This is a genomic window from Desulfatiglans sp. (assembly GCA_012513605.1).
In the GTDB taxonomy this organism is placed as follows: Bacteria; Desulfobacterota; DSM-4660; order Desulfatiglandales; family HGW-15; genus JAAZBV01.
The window spans coordinates 24,151-42,346 of record JAAZBV010000039.1 but is presented as its reverse complement, the minus strand read 5'-3'; the positions used below and the strand labels follow the sequence as shown (position 1 = coordinate 42,346).

General features: G+C 42.8%; 20 protein-coding genes and 1 tRNA gene. 9 read left to right on the top strand and 12 right to left on the bottom strand.

Annotation, left to right across the window (positions count from 1 at the left end; genetic code table 11):
* The 3 genes from gspE to GX654_05680 all read left to right on the top strand — a co-directional run bounded on the left by gspE (window position 1) and on the right by GX654_05680 (window position 2,572).
* Window positions 1-1,689 (top strand): type II secretion system ATPase GspE, encoded by a 1,689-nt coding sequence (gene gspE, locus GX654_05690; GenBank protein NLD36346.1) that lies wholly within the window; start codon window positions 1-3, stop codon window positions 1,687-1,689.
* 106 nt (window positions 1,690-1,795) lie between these two features.
* Window positions 1,796-2,086: a hypothetical protein gene (locus GX654_05685; GenBank protein NLD36345.1), complete on the top strand. Its 291-nt coding sequence runs from the start codon at window positions 1,796-1,798 to the stop codon at window positions 2,084-2,086.
* A gap of 120 nt (window positions 2,087-2,206) precedes the next feature.
* A complete protein-coding gene (locus tag GX654_05680; GenBank protein NLD36344.1) occupies window positions 2,207-2,572 on the top strand; it encodes a response regulator in 366 nt (121 codons plus the stop codon).
* A gap of 15 nt (window positions 2,573-2,587) precedes the next feature.
* Here GX654_05680 and GX654_05675 read toward each other — a convergent pair whose 3' ends face one another.
* Genes GX654_05675 through GX654_05655 form a run of 5 tightly spaced genes read right to left on the bottom strand, consistent with a single transcriptional unit; the run spans window position 2,588 to window position 9,087 of the window.
* Window positions 2,588-4,324, bottom strand: a complete 1,737-nt coding sequence (locus tag GX654_05675; protein NLD36343.1) for an AMIN domain-containing protein — start codon at window positions 4,322-4,324, stop codon at window positions 2,588-2,590.
* On the bottom strand, window positions 4,321-6,930 hold the full coding sequence (gene mutS / locus GX654_05670) for a DNA mismatch repair protein MutS (GenBank protein ID NLD36342.1): 2,610 nt from the start codon (window positions 6,928-6,930) through the stop codon (window positions 4,321-4,323). The genes GX654_05675 and mutS overlap by 4 nt, the downstream gene beginning before the upstream one ends.
* Window positions 6,930-8,201 carry a tetratricopeptide repeat protein gene (locus tag GX654_05665; GenBank protein ID NLD36341.1) on the bottom strand — a complete coding sequence of 424 codons (1,272 nt, stop codon included), beginning with the start codon at window positions 8,199-8,201 and terminating at the stop codon, window positions 6,930-6,932. Before GX654_05665 ends, mutS begins: the two co-directional genes overlap by 1 nt.
* Window positions 8,202-8,214: 13 nt before the next feature.
* Window positions 8,215-8,571, bottom strand: a complete 357-nt coding sequence (locus tag GX654_05660) for a LapA family protein (protein NLD36340.1) — start codon at window positions 8,569-8,571, stop codon at window positions 8,215-8,217.
* Window positions 8,572-8,601: 30 nt separating this feature from the next.
* Window positions 8,602-9,087: an HIT domain-containing protein gene (locus tag GX654_05655; protein NLD36339.1), complete on the bottom strand. Its 486-nt coding sequence runs from the start codon at window positions 9,085-9,087 to the stop codon at window positions 8,602-8,604.
* Between the two features lie 152 nt (window positions 9,088-9,239).
* On the opposite strand from GX654_05655, the gene GX654_05650 reads away from it, so the two are divergent.
* A complete protein-coding gene (locus GX654_05650) occupies window positions 9,240-9,731 on the top strand; it encodes a zinc ribbon domain-containing protein (protein NLD36338.1) in 492 nt (163 codons plus the stop codon).
* A gap of 1 nt (window position 9,732) precedes the next feature.
* Window positions 9,733-11,337, top strand: a complete 1,605-nt coding sequence (locus tag GX654_05645) for a M2 family metallopeptidase (protein ID NLD36337.1) — start codon at window positions 9,733-9,735, stop codon at window positions 11,335-11,337.
* A gap of 72 nt (window positions 11,338-11,409) precedes the next feature.
* Here the strand turns inward: GX654_05645 and GX654_05640 are convergent, their stop codons facing one another.
* The 5 genes from GX654_05640 to tadA all read right to left on the bottom strand — a co-directional run bounded on the left by GX654_05640 (window position 11,410) and on the right by tadA (window position 13,902).
* Window positions 11,410-11,769, bottom strand: a complete 360-nt coding sequence (locus tag GX654_05640; protein NLD36336.1) for a DUF5615 family PIN-like protein — start codon at window positions 11,767-11,769, stop codon at window positions 11,410-11,412.
* Window positions 11,770-11,780: 11 nt separating this feature from the next.
* Window positions 11,781-12,008, bottom strand: a complete 228-nt coding sequence (locus tag GX654_05635; GenBank protein NLD36335.1) for a DUF433 domain-containing protein — start codon at window positions 12,006-12,008, stop codon at window positions 11,781-11,783.
* A gap of 778 nt (window positions 12,009-12,786) precedes the next feature.
* A complete protein-coding gene (locus GX654_05630; protein ID NLD36334.1) occupies window positions 12,787-13,035 on the bottom strand; it encodes a GIY-YIG nuclease family protein in 249 nt (82 codons plus the stop codon).
* A 323-nt stretch (window positions 13,036-13,358) separates the two neighbouring features.
* Window positions 13,359-13,454 (bottom strand) — tRNA-Ser (locus GX654_05625).
* Window position 13,455: 1 nt separating this feature from the next.
* Complete coding sequence (gene tadA, locus GX654_05620) at window positions 13,456-13,902, bottom strand: tRNA adenosine(34) deaminase TadA (GenBank protein NLD36333.1); 447 nt, start codon at window positions 13,900-13,902, stop codon at window positions 13,456-13,458.
* A 201-nt stretch (window positions 13,903-14,103) separates the two neighbouring features.
* On the opposite strand from tadA, the gene GX654_05615 reads away from it, so the two are divergent.
* Entirely contained in the window at window positions 14,104-14,316 is a 213-nt protein-coding gene (locus GX654_05615; protein NLD36332.1) for a GTP-binding protein, read from the top strand.
* Window positions 14,317-14,371: 55 nt separating this feature from the next.
* Here GX654_05615 and GX654_05610 read toward each other — a convergent pair whose 3' ends face one another.
* Both GX654_05610 and GX654_05605 read right to left on the bottom strand, forming a co-directional pair.
* A complete protein-coding gene (locus GX654_05610) occupies window positions 14,372-14,968 on the bottom strand; it encodes a YceI family protein (protein NLD36331.1) in 597 nt (198 codons plus the stop codon).
* Window positions 14,969-15,046: 78 nt separating this feature from the next.
* A complete protein-coding gene (locus tag GX654_05605; GenBank protein ID NLD36330.1) occupies window positions 15,047-16,411 on the bottom strand; it encodes a hypothetical protein in 1,365 nt (454 codons plus the stop codon).
* Between the two features lie 167 nt (window positions 16,412-16,578).
* On the opposite strand from GX654_05605, the gene GX654_05600 reads away from it, so the two are divergent.
* The 3 genes from GX654_05600 (at window position 16,579) to GX654_05590 (ending at window position 18,058) form a co-directional block, all read left to right on the top strand.
* Window positions 16,579-17,244 carry a superoxide dismutase gene (locus tag GX654_05600; GenBank protein NLD36329.1) on the top strand — a complete coding sequence of 222 codons (666 nt, stop codon included), beginning with the start codon at window positions 16,579-16,581 and terminating at the stop codon, window positions 17,242-17,244.
* Window positions 17,245-17,466: 222 nt separating this feature from the next.
* On the top strand, window positions 17,467-17,661 hold the full coding sequence (locus GX654_05595; GenBank protein NLD36328.1) for a hypothetical protein: 195 nt from the start codon (window positions 17,467-17,469) through the stop codon (window positions 17,659-17,661).
* The gene (locus GX654_05590) at window positions 17,606-18,058 is read left to right on the top strand and encodes a hypothetical protein (GenBank protein ID NLD36327.1); all 453 of its coding nucleotides are present in this window, start codon (window positions 17,606-17,608) and stop codon (window positions 18,056-18,058) included. The genes GX654_05595 and GX654_05590 overlap by 56 nt, the downstream gene beginning before the upstream one ends.
* The last annotated feature ends 138 nt before the right edge of the window (window positions 18,059-18,196 follow it).

The following is an 18,196-nucleotide window of genomic DNA, read 5'->3' as shown; positions in this document are numbered from 1 at the left end:
ATGAAATCCCTCGGACAGATACTTCTTGAACTAAATTTGATTACACAGGGACAACTGGATGAAGGCATGAGGATCCAGGAGGAAAAGGGCGGCCTGATCGGTGAAATACTTGTCAGGAAAAAATATCTGTCTGAGCCGGGCCTTCTCAAGGCCCTTGGCATACAGTACAACATGGATTATCATACTGCCATTTCTGTAAATGAACTTAATACAGAATTCACAGAAAAGGTGCCAATACAGTACCTTAAAAAGTACTGCATGATACCACTTATTGGCAGGGACTCTAAAAAGATAGCCATAAACAACCCTGTAGACTTCCAGCCCCTGGATGACCTGAGGCTCCAGCTGGGCTTAAAGGATGCAGAGATTGTGCTTGCCCCGAAGTCTGAGATAATCTCTTCAATAAATTTCATATATGACAGCAGCCAGGACTCCGCAGAGCAGGTGCTGCAGGACATGCATGATGAAAGCGGGGGCTCCATGATCTCTGCTATACAGGAGGCAGGCGACCTGCTTGATGACACAAGCGATGCCCCCATTATTAAGCTTGTAAATGTTATGCTCTCACAGGCGGTAAAGGACAAGGCAAGCGATATCCATATAGAGCCCACCCAGAAAGGGCTCAAGATCAGGTACAGGCTTGATGGCATACTTTATGACATGATCTCCCCCCAGAAGCAGATACAGGCGGCCCTCATATCCCGCATCAAGGTTATGGCAGATATGAACATAGCTGAAAAGAGGCTTCCCCAGGACGGCCGTATCGAGATAAGGATAGGCGATAAAAACATAGATATAAGGGTCTCAACCATACCTACTGCCTATGGTGAGAGGGTGGTTTTAAGGCTGCTGGATAAGACAAAGATTTTTATCAGTGTAACTGAGCTGGGTATGCCGAATGAAAGGCTCGGTGAATTCAATGAACTCATCAATGCCGCACACGGGATCTTTCTTGTAACAGGGCCAACCGGGAGCGGAAAGACAACCACTCTCTACGCAGCGCTATCTCAGATAAATAATACGGATAAAAATATCATAACCATTGAAGACCCTATAGAATACCAGCTTGAAGGGGTGGGCCAGATACAGGTAAACCCCAAGATAGACCTCACCTTTGCACGGGGCTTACGTTCCATAGTAAGGCAGGACCCTGATGTCATCCTGGTAGGAGAGATAAGGGACCTTGAGACAGCAGAGATAGCCATACAGTCTGCGCTTACCGGCCACCTGGTTTTTTCTACCCTTCATACAAATGATGCTGCCAGTGCGGTTACAAGACTTATAGATATGGGCATAGAGCCATTTTTGATAACATCATCGGTTATAGCTATACTTGCCCAGAGGCTTGTCCGTGTAATCTGCCCTGCATGCAAAGAGGCATATAACCCGGATGAACAATCCCTTTCAAAGGTAGGCATAACCCCTCAGATGCTTGAAGGAAGAAACATATACAGGGGCAGGGGGTGCCCCGCATGTCTGAATACCGGCTATTCAGGCAGGACAGGGATATTTGAACTCCTGATAGTGAATGAGTCAATACAGAACCTCATACTTAAGACCTCTGATTCAAATGCAATAACACAGAAGGCGGTTGAGAACGGGATGGTTACCCTGCGGCAGAACGGGGCACAGAAGGTGCTTAATGGCATTACCACCATAGAGGAGGTGTTCAGGGTTACCTACCAGTAGATAAGTATTTTTTTAAAACTTGTATTTATTAATAATAAATGCTATGTTTTCGCCAGTTTATGGACGGTTCAACAATTAAGTCAATGATCAATATGGGTGTATTATCATGAAAGTACATTGTCCCGAGTGTAAAACAAAATACAGCCTGGATACAGACAAGATCCCAGCATCTTCAGATAAGGGAATAACTGTAACATGCCCGAAATGCAAACATAAATTTCCTTTAACACTTGAACCCAAAGAGCCCGGGGAACAGAACAAAAATACCATACAGGAGGTGCTTATTCCGTGCCCATCATGCGGCCATATAAGCATTTCACAGAAGAAATGCCCTGGCTGCGGAAAGGTATTTACACGTGAAGATATGGAAAAGCTGAAGATAACAATCAGTGGCTGACCAAATCTTTTGCCTGTAATTTGAAATGCCTTCCTGGCATAATATCCACTTGCTTCTACAACCAAGAAAGCAATATTTATAAACCTGAGCAGTTACAGGAAATTAATGATGTCAGAAACAATAAAAGATATCCTGATAGTAGATGACGAAGAACAGATGCGTCTTGCCCTGAGGCGTATGCTTGAAAAAGAGGGCTATTCTGTAAGAGAGGCTGAAAATGGTGAAAAGGCTATCAGGGCGCACAGAGAAAAACAGGCTGACCTCATCATTACAGACATAATAATGCCTGACAAAGAGGGGCTTGGCACCATCGTGGAGCTTAAAAGTGAATTCCCCGATGTAAAGATATTTGCCATGTCCGGCGGGGGGAAAAACTCCCCTGACCAGTATCTGCGCATGGCCAAAGGTCTTGGTGTTGACAGGGTATTTATAAAGCCCTTTAACCGTGAAGATATTCTTTCAGCAGTGGAAGATGCGCTTGGGTAAAGAGACCAGGCAGCGCTATCTCCCTGAATATGCCATATCTATGCTTTTGATATAATCTTCTATGCCTTTTGATATGCCCTCTGAAATCACATCCTTATAATTATCGGTTATGAGTTTTTTCCTTTCTGTGCTGTTCGTAAGAAAGCCCGTTTCAATAAGTATGGATGGCATCTCCGCTCCTATAAGCACATAAAATGGCGCCTGTTTTACCCCCAGGCTCTTGTTTACCTGGTATTTTTTCTTTAAATCCCCCATTACTCCATTCTGTACAGAGTGTGCAAGCCTGCTTGACTCACTTATTTTAGTATTGAGCATAAGGTCATTAAGTATTGACTGAAGATCGCTTATATTTTTTTCCGATGTGGCGTTTTCCCTTGCTGCAACCAGTACAGCCTGTTTATCTGTAGCCATGTTCAGGAAGTATGTCTCAATTCCATGTATAGCGCTATCTTTATGGGCATTGACATGAAGTGAGATAAACAGATCAGCCTTTTTTATGTTGGCAAAGGCGGTCCTTTCATCAAGGGGTATAAAGATATCAGTGGTTCTTGTGAGCAGCACCTCACAGTTAAGCCTTTTTTCCAGCCTGGCCTTAAGCCTTTTTGCCATATCAAGGACTATATCCTTTTCCTTTATCCCTCCATCTATATAGCATCCCGGGTCCTTACCCCCGTGACCGGGGTCAATGACTATCCTTTTTACACTCAGGCCGAGCTGCCTCGCAAGGGATACTGAATCATCAGGCTTTTCAGGTTTTTTAATCCCCTTTTCCACCGGCCTTTTCTGTGGCCTCTTTTCCCCGCCTGCAGCAACCTTGTTATTTCCCTGCACATCTATAACTATCCTGAAGGGGTCATGGAGCCTGAAGGTCTTGTAACCGCTTATGCTTTCTATGTCCAGGACAACCCTTACTGTATCAGGTGTATACTGACCTGCCCTGGCTGTCTTTAAAAGGCCGTCCTTTATTGGTATGGTGGTCTCTATATCTTTCCCTACCCGTGAATTCTTGATATCAAGATAGAGCCTTCTGGGTTTATCAAGGTCAGGGTCTTTTTTCAGGAGATGATCGCTGTAGTCCACCGGTTTATCAATATCAATTACCACCCTTGTATAGGTGGGGGTTGACCAGTGGCGTATATTCTTTACTGTTGTAATGCCTGTTTCTGACGTACCGGTTGATGTGTCGGGTTTTTCTGCTGCCTTTTCCTGTTTTTCACCAAGGAGGGCTGAGAGTTTTTCCAGCATGCCCTTTGCAGCAGTCCTCATATCCCCGTTGGGGAACTTGATCTCCACCTTTAGAAACTCCATATAGGCCTGGGTCATATCCTGTTTATTAGTGAAGTATATCTCCCCCCTTTTATACTGGGCATCATCAGCGAGCCTGTGGTCAGGGAAATCCTTTATGATCCTTTCATACAGTAAAAGGGCTTCATCCAGATCCTTTTCAAGGCTGGATATTCTGTTCAGCCTTATGTACATCCCTGCAGAATGGAAGAGCGCCCATGCAGCCTGATCAGTTTTGGGGTAACCGGTATATATCTTTTTATATGCCTCGATACAGGCATCCCAGTTATGCCTGTAATTCATGCGCTTTGATGACTGATATAGAGATTCCCTGCAGGTATCAGCGCTTTTAAGTAAACTTCCAGCTGATGGAGCCGCTTCTGAACTATTCCCTGCAAAGACTGCGAAAAGTAACACGAGGTTGAGGAATAATGTTAAAAAATATCTTTTATTTGCTGTAATTATCATCTTAAACCATCCACATACTTCTTCAGCCTATCCAGTTCTATGAGCGCCTCAATGGGGGTTATCCCTGAGATATCCAGATCCTTTATCAGCCTTATGACCCTTGACTCATTATTCCCGAAAAGGGAGAGCTGCACACTCTGGTTTTTACCGGGTTTTGTATCTGACCGTGCGATCTTTGGCCTTCCAAGGTCATCATGGCCTTCATTTTCAAGGTTATTAAGTATCTCCTTTGCCCGGTCAATAACCCTTTCCGGTATGCCTGCTATCCTTGCCACCTGTATCCCATAGCTCCGGCTCGTGCTGCCCGGCACCATCTTTCTTAAAAAGATGATTTTATCCTTCCATTCCCTGACCGCTATATTGAAATTTTTAACCCTTGGTTTTGCGGCAAGGAGCTCTGTGAGTTCATGATAATGGGTTGCAAAGATCGTCCTTACGCCTTTGTTATCAAGGTCATGGAGCGCCTCTGCAACCGCCCAGGCTATTGAGAGGCCGTCATAGGTGCTTGTACCCCGCCCTATTTCATCAAGTATGACAAGGCTTTTTGGTGTTGCGTGCCTGAGTATATTGGCTGTCTCATCCATCTCAACCATGAATGTACTCTGACCCCTTGTAAGGTCATCTGACGCCCCAATCCTAGTGAATATCCTGTCAACAATGCCTATCACTGCCTTTGATGCAGGCACAAAACAGCCCATCTGGGCCATAAGCACTGTGAGGGCAGTCTGCCTCAGTATAGTGGACTTGCCTGCCATGTTGGGGCCGGTAATGATCATGATCTGCTGGTCTGTATCATTCAGGTAGATATCATTGGGGACAAAATCCTCCTCCTTCACGGTCTGCTCTATAACAGGGTGCCTTCCATCAATGATATTGATCGCCCCCTCTTCATTTATCTCCGGGCAAACATAGTTATTCAGCTCTGAGACCTCAGCAAGACCGGCCAGCACATCTATCTCGCCGATCCCTGATGCAGTCTCCTTGATGCGGTGGTTTTCAAGGGCGATCTGTCCCCTTATCTTTTCAAACAGGCTGAATTCAAGCTCAATGCGCCTCTCTTCAGCCCCCAGCACCTTCTCCTCGTACTCCTTGAGTGATTCGGTGATGTATCTTTCACAGTTAACAAGCGTCTGCTTCCTGATATAATCAGGAGGGACAAGGTGGATATTGGATTTTGTTATCTCTATGAAATATCCGAATACCTTGTTGAATCCTATCTTGAGCTTTGGGATGCCTGTCCTCTCCTGCTCTTTTCTTTCAAGCTCACTGATCCATTTTTTACCGTGCCTGGTAATAGATATCAGCTCATCAAGCTCAGGGTTGTAGCCCTCCCTGATAAGCCCCCCCTCCCTCAATGACACAGGCGGGTCATCAGATATGGCGGTTTCTATGATCTGTGCGATATCATCCAGTGTATCAAGCCCTTCCGCAATATCAGACAACAGATCGCTTATTGCCCCCTTTAGCCTCTCCTTTATTGATGGGAGCTTCAGGATAGATGCCTTTAATGCTAAAAGATCGCGGGCGTTTGCCCTGCCAAGTGATACCTTGCCGTTCAGCCTTTCAAGGTCATATATACCTTCAAGGTTTTCCCTTATATCCTCCCTGAATATCCTGTCGTCACTAAGGTTTGATACAGCAGATAGCCTCTGCTTTATGCGTGTGATGTCGACAAGCGGGTATCCGATCCATCTCTTGAGGAGCCTTGCCCCCATCGGCGTAATTGTCTTGTCAATAACCCTGAATAGTGACCCCCTTGATGAGCGCCTTCTCATTGTCTCAAAGAGTTCAAGGCTCAGGGTGGTTGATTCATCAAGGAACATGTAATCACCAAGGTGGTAGGAGGATATCTCCTTGATATGATCAGGGTCACCCTTCTGGGTCTCGCGCAGATACTGTGCAATGGCCCCTGCCGCTGATATCCCCTCTTTCATCCCCTCACAGCCGAAACCTGCAAGTGATTTTACCCCCAGTTGATCCCTGAGTATCTGCTCGGATCGGTTTCTATCATAATCCGGCCCCTTTAAGAGCTCTATCCTGTATCTTGAAAGCTCCCGGTTTTCCTTTAGCGGGTCAGTATCATAAATAAGAACCTCTGCCGGGTCTATCCTGCCAAGCTCATCAAACAGCTCGCGTGGCTCCTTCACCTCTGTGACCCTGAAATCACCGGTAGAGAGATCAACATGGGCAAGGCCGTACATGCTCTCACCGGATGAGACAGCAGCCATGTAAAGGTTGCGGCCCCCCTCAATATCAAGTTCAGCCACCACTGAACCGGGGGTTATCACCCTTACCACATCTCTTTTTACTATGCCTTTGGCGAGCTTAGGGTCTTCAACCTGCTCGCAAACAGCAACCTTGCAGCCGTTCTCTATGAGTTTGGCCATGTATGATCTTGATGAATGGTGCGGAACCCCGCACATGGGCACCCTGTTCCCATTAAAGGAGCCCCTTGATGTGAGGGTAATGCCTAATATCTTTGATGCCTTTTCGGCATCCTCAAAAAACATCTCGTAAAAGTCACCCATCCTGAAAAAGATTATACAATCAGGATAGGCGCTCTTGGTATCAATGAACTGCCTGAGCATGGGGGTCATTTCATTCATTACTCTGCACCGCCACGGTCATAGGATTCTGCAAGGAGCAGTTCAGGGCTTGGAAGGCCATTTATATTCTTAAACCCGGTATCTGTAACTGTAATGGTATCCCATTTTTTGCACTGGGGGCATTGCCATTTAAGGGTTGCAGGCTTAAACCCACAGTTAGCGCACTGGAACTCAAGGTATGGCACATTAAGATGCATCAGGAGGTCATTATAGGCATTAAGGGCATCCCCGGAGTTGCCTGTCTCAAGCAGGATCTCTCCCATGAGACGCCTTGCCTCCCAGAAGCGGGGATAATAATCAAGCGCCTTTTTAAGTTCTATAACGGCCTCTTCATGTTTTTTCTCCCGGTACATATGACGGGCAAGGGCAAGGTGGGTTAATGCATCTGTGTTGTACTTTGCGCAGTCTTTGAGAAAGGCTTCTATCTGCTTTATGTCATGTGATCTGTTATATACCTGCTCAAGCCTCTGATATGCGAGAAAGGTAAAGTGGGGTGATATGCCGACTATCTTTTTCCAGGTTGCCATTGCCTCTTTGGTATCCCCTGTTGAAAAACAGATATCGCCCAGGTGAAGGTATGCGTCAATGCACTGCCTGTTTATGGAGATAGCCTTTTTGAGAAATGCCTTTGCCCTGGTTGCATCACCCTGTTCAAAGAGCGCCTTACCTGCCTCTGCCCTGTGATGCGCTAGGATGCTGCTGCAATCTGTTTTTGAAAGCTTTGCGATCTTCCGGCGTGTCTCAAAGGCGTTTTCCCAATCCTTTACCTCCTCGTATATCTTTTCAAGCTCCTCAAGGGTAGCAATGTCAGATGGCCTTTTTTTGATTACATTGAGGAATGTCTCGAGGCTGCGGTCAAGAAAACCGCCCCTTTTATAGTCAACGCCAAGGTCAAAGAGCGCCCTCACCTTTGTCTCTTCATCTATGTTTGGCCGGAGTATTATGCTTCTGCGGATATGTATGGCCCTGTCAATGGCCCCCTTTGATCTGTATAAATTACCGAGGGCGGCATATGTCTCGATCGTATCCGAATTGATCTGGACCGACTTTGTGAACTCCTCTATTGCATGATCCGGGTCATCTGAAAGCAGGTACTGTATGCCCTTGAAAAGGGCGCTGTCCCCCTTGTCAAAAAAGGCCCCTCCTTTGCGGCTCGTTCCTCTCTTCAGGTATCTCCCTGCAAGAAAACCGATAACAAGGGCTGCAAGAAGATAGAGCAGGAATTTTTGATTGGCAGGGTCAGCAAGATACTGCCAGACCTGTACATGCATTTTTATTCCCCGTTTATGTCAAATCCATATCACTGTCACTCACACCCGGAGGGACATTCTCTGAGGTAATAGGTAAATTTCTTAATGAGTTTAATTCCTTGTCTTTATTCTTAATTTCATTCCTGAGCCTTGTTATCGCTCTTTTAAGCTGAAACCTGTCAAGCAGGTTATAGAGCCATGATATGATAAGCCCCAAGGTAAATGCTATGGCTGATATCAGATAGAGGGTTATACCGGTAGATTCAAATTGACTGAATATAAGGTTTGTACGGAAAACAACCTTTGTGTTAAAGGCTTCATGGTTCTGGATAATAAGCGCCACTACAACAAATACGATAAAGACATAAATCAGAAATTTAATATGTTTCATACCCTAATCTCCCTCCTGCAGGTAAAATTATTATAAATCCTTAAAATATGGTTTCAACTTCATGTATGTCTCCCTGATATGTTGCGGTATTACCCTCACATCAGCCAGCACAGTCATAAAATTAGAGTCACCGTACCAGCGGGGCACAATATGAAAGTGCATATGCTCTTCCACACCGGCGCCCGCAACCTTGCCGAGATTCAGGCCAACATTAAACCCTTCGGGACAAAAGGCCTTTTTCAGTATTTCTGTGGCTATGCTTACCATATTGATGAGGTCAAGCCTCTCTTCATCACTGAGCATATCAAGCCCCTGACAGTGCTTGTGAGGCGCAACCAGCAGATGGGCGTTTACATAAGGGAATTTATTCATCATTACAATGGTGTTTTTCCCTTTATGCAGTATAAGGCGCTCTTCATCACAAGCGCTGTTATCATCAGTGCAGAATATACAGCAGGTCTCTTTACCTTCCGTGAGTATGTATTCCATCCGCCAGGGGGCCCAGAGCACTTCCATTTTTTTCTCCTTAAAGTGTTCCTGATTCCTGAAGATTATAGTAATATCTCAAAAATTACAAGTTGTAATCGGTTATTCATAAATGGTTTGACTGATAATCCATTTTTTTGTATTTCCAGTTTTAATTATTCAAAAAAATTAAAGGAGTCTTTATGCCCATATATGAGTTTTACTGCAAAAAATGCCATATGATATTCAACTTTTTTTCATCTACAGCAAATACAGATAAAAAACCGACCTGCCCCAAATGCAAGAAAGTAAAGCTTGAGAGGCAGATGTCAAAATTTGCCACTGTAAAGCACAAAGGTGAAGAGCCTGATGATATGCCCATTCCTGGCATGGATGAATCCAAGCTTGAACAGGCCATGAATATGCTTGCAAAGGAGGCCGAGAATATTAATGAGGATGACCCCAGGCAGGCGGCAAACCTTATGCGAAAACTATCAGACATGACAGGGATTAACCTTGGGCCTGGCATGGAAGAGGCCATAGCGCGCATGGAAAGGGGTGAAGACCCTGACCAGATAGAGGCGGAGATGGGAGACCTTTTAGAGGGTGAAGGCCCTTTCAGCTTTAAGGAAAAGACATATAAACTATTAAAAGAGCTGCCACCAAAGGTGGATGAGGAGCTTTATTACCTCTAAAATGGAAAAGAAACTAATAACATTTATTAATAAACTCGAATCAAAAATAATACCTCCCACTATTGAATGTAACAGGGTAACGCATGAGGCCAATATTACCGGTAAAAAGGAGCTGTTTGATAAAGCTGCCGAATTAAGGGTTAAGCTAGCCGGCGTCTATGCAAATAAAAAAGACTATGTAACCTTAAAGAATTTAATAGAATCAGGTCAGGTTGAAGATGATATTATAAGGCGACAACTTGAGGTAATTTACCTGAATTATAAATGGTACCAGGCCGATAATAAAATGCTTAAGGCCCTTATAAAGGCCGAAGCAAATCTTGAAAACAGGTATACCAGCTACAGGGCAAGAATAGATGGAAACAGAGTAGCTGATAATGAAATTGATGAAATTTTAAAAAACTCAACAGATTCAGAGTTGCTGGAGAAGGCATGGCTTGCAAGTAAAGAAATAGGCAATGAATTTGTAGAAGACATAATAAAGATTGTTAAAATGCGTAATGATATTGCTATTGATCTTGGTTATTCAAATTTTCATGAAATGTCTTTAAAGCTTAACGAACAGGAGCCAATAGATATCTTAAGGTTATTTGACAAACTGGATGAGTTAACCAAACCCGCCTTTATGGCACAAAAAGAAACAATAGATAGTTATCTTGCCGCACATTATGGTATTTCCAGGAAGGAATTAAAACCCTGGCATTATCATGATAAATATTTTCAGGAAGGTCCGGAAATATACAAAGTTAAATTTGATAATTATTTTAAGGGCAGGGATATTTTAAAGGTATGCGCTCAATATTTTCGCAATTTAGGATTGAGGGTCGATGATATCCTTTCAAACAGTGATCTGTATGAAAAGGAAGGTAAAAACCAGCATGCCTATTGTGCAGATATTAACCATGAGGGTGATGTAAGAATTCTCGCAAATATTAAGGATGATACATACTGGATGGAGACCATGCTCCATGAACTGGGTCATGGTGTTTATTCAAAATACAACAATATGGCTCTTCCTTATCATCTTAGAGATGCTGCCCATAGTTTTGTAACCGAGGCCATTGCCAATATGTTTGGCAGGTTTTGTTACCATCCTGAATGGCTTCAGACAAACATATGTAATTCAGAAGGAACCAAGATAAAAAATGCCGCTAAAATATATAAGAGTCTTGTACTTAAACAGCTTGTAGTTAGCCGCTGGATTCAGGTGATGTTCAGGTTTGAAATGAAAATGTATGAAGATCCGGATCAGGATTTGAACAGTCTTTGGTGGAGGCTTGTGGAAAAATATCAAATGATAAAAAAGCCAGGTCGAAGAAATAGCCCGGATTACGCAGCAAAAATCCATGTCGCACTGTATCCATGTTATTATCATAATTACCTGTTGGGCGAACTGCTTGCATCTCAATTGCATCATTATATAGGAAAAGAAATATCAGGTTCTAAAAAACCCTTTAAAGAACATTTTACTGATAAACCTGAAACCGGGGCATACTTGATAGAAAAGGTGTTTAAACCGGGTAAGTGTTACAGGTGGGATAATTTGATTGAACATGCTACAGGTGAAAATCTTACTGCCAAATATTACTCAATGCAGTTTGTTTAGTATTTATTCAGTCCTCACTGACCGTAGGGATGGAAGGTGATCTTTAATCCCCCACCCCAATAGACAACTATTTTAATCTTTTGCAGAGCATTTCCAACTACTCTGAACTACATCCCGAATCACTACCATAAGCCCTTTCCATTCATCCTCTGAATAGTTATTTATTGCCTGCATTACTCGTTGGTGAATTTTTAACCGGGATGGTTGCTTAAGGCGTATTATCAATATCCCATGATGTGTTTCATTACGTTGTGCGGAAAATCCTTTATCGGTTGTAATCAATAGTCGTTGTTCTTTTTGAACAATCTTCCATAACTCTTCATCGGTTATGCCCTGATCGGTTGTCCCACGAAGGTCTCTGACATCAAATCCCTTTGAACGCAACTCTTTCACGGTCATTAAAGGTATATTCTCATCCACAAATATCTTCATGGTGTTATAGATTATCCTATCATTTCAACCGGCGTAAGTTGTTCTTCTGCGAGAGACGCTGCATACTCAAGGCATGCCTGTATATCTTCTGCTACTAATGATGGGTAATCCTCAATGATTTCTTCCGATTTATCACCGCTTGCAAGCATGCGTATAATCTGGTGAACCGGTATCCGTGTCCCTTTTATGCAGGCCTGCCCATGACAAATTTTAGGATCTATTGAAATGCGTTCATACATGGCAAACTCCTTTTTTTAAAAAGACTATAGCATTTTTTAGTTACCATGCAAATGAGAGTTTTTTCTGGTTCACATGGTCTCCGTGTGAACGAGCCAAAAGATCAATCAATGTATTTCAATGAATTTTTGCTGTCATAATTACAGCTTTGACACGGAAATAAAAAACCAGACCCCTAACTCTCTCTTTGCATAAAAGGTTGAATTATATTATCAATTATTCAGAGGATATCAATAAGATGGCACTTGATTATACAATTCTGGATAGCCTGTATAACTATTGGACGTAGGTAAAAAGGTAAATCAAGTTAATTTTTACTCAAATATGAACCCTTGTCTACTTGCATCTTCCTATTTTCACCTATCAGAGTCACCAGCAAAACTAGTTCGATAAGTTGGTTAAACAACCTTTTCATACAAATTAAACATACCTTTTCTAAAAGGGGTTTCGTCCTTTACCATATACCAAAGCGCTGATAAAATCGGTTTACCCTTGGATTCGTTTGGAAACAATCGCATATGTATGGCAAAGAATTTTGAACCCGCCCGGTTTGCCTTCTCATAACCGGGATATTCTGTTTCATTAATGCATATGCACCCTGAAATGTTTATGGAATAAATGTAAGAAGTGCATTTATTTATTCTGTTTTATTCCATAAATGATTTTCAGCAAAAGCCCTTTCTGAACCGGACTTAAGATATCGCTCAAATTCCATTGCCTTCGTTTCATTTGTGAAAGCTATGTACGTAATGAGTTTCCAGGGTTTGTATTTCTCCTGCATCATAAATGTCTTGAACCAAATGCTCTACCTGAATGAGATTTCAGATATTTTTCAAACGCTACTGCTTTATCACGGGATCGGAAGGCTACAACGGTTTCGAAATGCCAGGGTTTATATTTTTTAGTATGTGGAACCTGACCTGCATTATGTGCCTTAAGACGCTGCTCAAGATCCTCAGTAAATCCTGTATAATGGCATTCAGGATCGTCATCACTGGTCAAGATATATACATAAAAGAAGTTTTGCATGGCGGTATGCCTTTTTACAAGGGGGTCTCGTTTTCAGCTTTACTCGCACTCAGGCTTCGTTCTTCACTTCGTTTCGAACATTCTTTCCTGGCTTGCCCGGGCGTAGCTCGAAACGAACAGTAATTATCTGGCTCTAGTAGCCCGGCTTCGTGAAAAAACTACGCCATGGCAGGCTTCGTTCTTCACTTCGTTTCGAACATTCTTACCTGGCTTGCCCGGGCATAGCTCGAAACGAACAGTAGTTATCTGGCTCTAATAGCCCGGCTTCGTGATAAAACTACGCCGTGGCAGGCTTCGTTCTTCACTTCGTTTCGAACAAAGCCTGGCGGAGAGGGTGGGATTCGAACCCACGTGCCCTGCTATTCACAAGACAAATCGATTTCGAGTCGACCCCGTTACGGCCACTTCGGTACCTCTCCGTTAGAGCTCCTTCTGATTTCTCCTCGCCTTAAAGAAATCGCTTAGTAAATCACCGCACTCTTTCCCCCTGACCCCGGAGATAATTTTTATGCGATGATTCAGGCGGGTATCAATCGCCGGGTTGTATAAAGACCCGGCAGCGCCTCCTTTAGGGTCAAAGGCGCCGAACACCAGTGCTGATATCCTGCTGTGGATGGCTGCCCCTATGCACATGAGGCATGGCTCAACTGTAACAACCAGGGTCAAACCAGTGAGGCGGTAATTTTTTAAGACCTCCCCTGCCCTTCTTATGACCAGAATCTCAGCATGAGCAGTCGGGTCGTTAAGGCCGATGGGCTGATTGTGGGCGCATGAGATTATCTTACCCTCATGGTCTGCAATAATTGCCCCCACAGGGACCTCGCCCTCATCAAAACCCTTTTTTGCCTCTAATAAAGCCTGTTCCATCAACAGTTCATAATAACTGAAATCCATGGGGTTTCATTAACATTTCACATAAACTCAGTCAAGAATTAGCTTTTCCAGAAAATTATGATATACAGGGCAATGAATTGCTGGCACACATTTTAAAGGAATCATTGAAATATAAGCTATATAAACAGCATGTAACCGGATGGCGAAATAACCTTATTTAAGAAGGAGGCAATTATGCAGCATGAAAAATGGCAATGCCCAAAGTGCAGGAATGACGAATTTGATGTAGATAAATTTGCAGCTACAGGGGGCTTTTTCTCCAAGATATTTGATGTCCAGAATAAAAAGTTCACTACTGTAAGCTGCACACGATGCAGATACACAGAAATCTATAAAGCCGATACAAGCACATTGGGAAACATTTTTGATTTCTTCGTTGGTTCATAAAGCGTTGCCTGCTGGTAGAGACAGGTTTAAAACCTGTCTCTACGCTCGTGTTATGCTATTTCTTCTTTGTTAACTCCAGCGATATAAAGATCTTAACATCCTTGTCTATCAGGCCCATCTTATAAAAACTGCCATCACCCACATTGTACGCCAGCCTGTCTATTGTAAACAGGGCATCAAACCCTGAAACAAGCTCGCCCTGCTTTGATGGGTTGTCTTTAACACCAAGATATGTAAATGGCACCTCTATGGTTTTTGTGACATCCTTTATTGTAAAGTCCCCGGTCATTATATATTTATTATCCCCTACACTTTTGATCCCCTTTGACCTGAATTTCATGATCGGGAATTTTGCCGCATCAAAAAAATCCTTTGTTCGCAGGTGATTGTCCCTCTGGTTAATGCCCGTGTTAACACTTTTCACCTCAACATCAAATGTAACGCTGCTCGCCTCAGGTTTTTCAGAGTCAATGAGTACCTTGCCGGTAAAGCCGTCAAAGCTCCCCCTGATGGTTGAAAATATGTGTCTGATATCAAAATAAAAGTTTGAGTGGGCCTTGTCTATGTTCCACTCAACAGGCGCTGCCTGGGTAAAACCGGAAAACAGTATTGCTGCCACAAGAAAAATAATGGTCTTTATCACCTGTCTCATTTGATCATCTCCTTTTCTTAAATGGTTTTATAATTATGTTTTTGTGAATTTAGTAATTATACCGTTCATGTCAATATATCAAAGGCTAAAACGCTCCTCAATGATGGAGCTGGCTCTAAACCCGATCAAAATAAGCCCTTTTCTAACCTGTGTCATCATGGCCGGAGGCCCGCATAAAATGATGATTGATTCCCTGCTGCAACCAGTAAGAAGCAATTCAAGACCGTCCCTGTTAAGCCTTACAGGGCTTTTATTCTGCCCCTCCTCTCTTGTGAACAGATATTTTATAGATAGCTTAGGATTATTCTTTGCCATATCATTCAACTCATCCGCATAAACAACCTCTTTGCGTGTCCTGTTGCTCCACAAAAGGGTTATTTTGCGGCCTGACTTAATATCATGCAGGTATCTGAGTATGCTCAACATTGGGGTAATGCCGATCCCCCCTGCAATCATGATCAGCTCATCAATAGAATCAAAATCAATGTGCCCGAAGATCCCGAACGGGCCGTGGATAAAGGCCCTCTCCCCTGCCTTTATCTCCTTTACCCTGTTTGTCCAGTCACCAGAGTCTTTAATGGTGAACTGAAGCGCTGGCTGCCTGGTAGGAGAGGATGAGATGGTAAAGGGATGCTCTTCACGTGAAATTACTGATGACCTTATCTTTAAAAATGCGAACTGGCCGGGGGCATACACAATACCATGATCCTTTTCAGGCATAAGCTCAAGGGTGTGGATATCCTTTCCTGCCTCTTTAATTTTATCTACCCTGAAAGCGGCCCTGAAAAGAGTGAGTTTTATAAGCCTGAGTAAAAAATAGGCAAACAGACAGGCTGTAAAAAAGGAGAGCCCAAGTATATAGGCGCCCTCATAATGGAATGTGTTACTCACGAAAAAGAGGTGGATGCATAATAAAAGGATTGCTAAAGGTGTAAATACCCTGTGCAACGATATCCAGAATTGATATTTAATACCGATCATACCCCTGAACAGGCCTGAAAATACTATGCCTGCGATCATTACAAGTAATATAAGGCCTGTATATTCAGGCCATTGACTAAATTCAAATAAAAGGATCTGGCTCCCGAGGGTATTAAGGATAAGAAGCAGATGAGCAACTGCCATAAAAAGGATTATTATGGCAGCTATCCTGTGGAAAAGTAAAAGGCGGTTTATGGCAAATACTCTGTCAAGAAACCTGGATCTGCTCACAAGTATCATCTGGACAAACAGAAGAAAGCCGGCAGCAGTGCCCATAATATGCCCTGTGAGCAGCATACTCCTCGCAACCCCCAACTGGTATCTCAGGGTCTGAGACTCAAATATAAAGGGTACCCATATTGCCCCTGCTAAAAGCAGTGCGGCAACAGTATTAAGGCATATACCCCATGTAATTCTTGCTTTACGGCTGAACTGATTTATCCTGACAGGGTTATTTTCCATTTTTAGAGATCTCTCAGTCTTAAAATTTTTATTGCAAAGGGGTTTAAATAATTTGGGCTATTATAAACAAAAAATCTAAAAAAGTTTACAACCAAATTTTCGTATTTATATTATTCAAAATTTGGCTATCACTAAAGACAATCAAAACATTTATAAAGGAGGCAAAAATGAAGTCATTTATATTAACACTGATTTCTATATTTTTACTTACAGGTAATGCGTATGCCGAGTTTAAGCTTGCCCCCCTTGAATATCCATACGATGCCCTGGAGCCATACGTAGACGCCCAGACCATGGAGATCCACCACTCAAAACACCACGCCGCATATGTAAACAATCTTAACAAGGCCATTAAGGGTACAGAATTTGAGGGTAAAAGCCTTGAAGAGATCATGAAAAATATCTCGACACTGGGTGATGCAGTAAGAAACAATGGTGGGGGCCACTATAACCACAGGCTTTTCTGGACACTGCTCTCACCTAAAAAGAGCGAACCCTCCGCAGGGCTGAAAAAGGATATAGAAGTGAACTTTGGGGATATGGATCAGTTTAAAAAGAAGATGAACAGCGAGGCAATGGCCAGGTTTGGTTCAGGCTGGGTATGGCTTATAGTTACACCTGAAAAGAAACTCGCCATATGTTCCACCCCGAATCAGGATAACCCGCTCATGGATATTGCACAGGTAAAGGGTGCGCCCATTCTTGGCATAGATGTATGGGAGCATGCATACTACCTTAAGTACCAGAATAAAAGGGGTGATTACCTTGAGGCCATATGGAATGTGATAAACTGGGAGACAGTCAACAGGCTTTATAATGAAGCGCTGAAATAGAAACTGAATATAAGGCGCTTTCTGTCATGGAAAGTTCCTTATATTTTACTACACAGTAATTATACGCTAAAAGTTATAGAAGATAGGCCATTATCCCTTGACACACAATCAATATTTTCTCATAATGCCCCATAAAATTGGCCTATCTTCTTAAGTTTATTAAGGATATATTCAAATAAATAATAGTTGCATTTAAACTATAAGAATCAGGTTGTACTTAAAATGAAAATGGACAGGAAAATAATCAAAAAAATTGATCTCGAAGACAATGATAGTGAATATGTCCATTCAGAAAAAAACGAATTATTTTCCATGATCTGGGAGATTACAAAAGACAATTGGGCATTTGTAAGAGGACAGGATGCTGAACGAAGATTACAGAGAGATGTTGCAACTATTATTAGAAGAACAAGTTGATTTTATGATAGTTGGGGCCTATGCATTGGGGACTCACGGATATCCAAGAGCCACCGGAGATATCGATATCTGGGTCAAACCTGATCCAATTAATTCAAAAAAAATATTCAGAGCCTTGGCACGATTCGGTGCGCCACTTGACGGGATCAAGCCGGATGATTTTTCTACTGAAGGCATTATTTTCCAGATAGGTGTGATCCCCCGCAGGATTGACATCATAACAAAAGTCGATGGGGTTACATATAAAGAGGCTGATGGAGACAAAATTTCTGTGGAAATTGGAGAACTAAATATTCCGGTAATATCTCTGGAAAAGCTAATCAAAAATAAATCAGCGACAGGCAGAGAAAAGGACGTGCTTGATATTAAAACAATAACCGGAAAGCAAATTAAATAACCGGAGATATTTTACGAATAAACCTCTTAGCCACCTTTCTGACTCGATTTATACTGATAATCTGGACAGGGAAAATATTTGATATCCTTAAGTAAGTATGATCATTTCACTAAAACCGCTTAGTTCAGGGGGCACTTT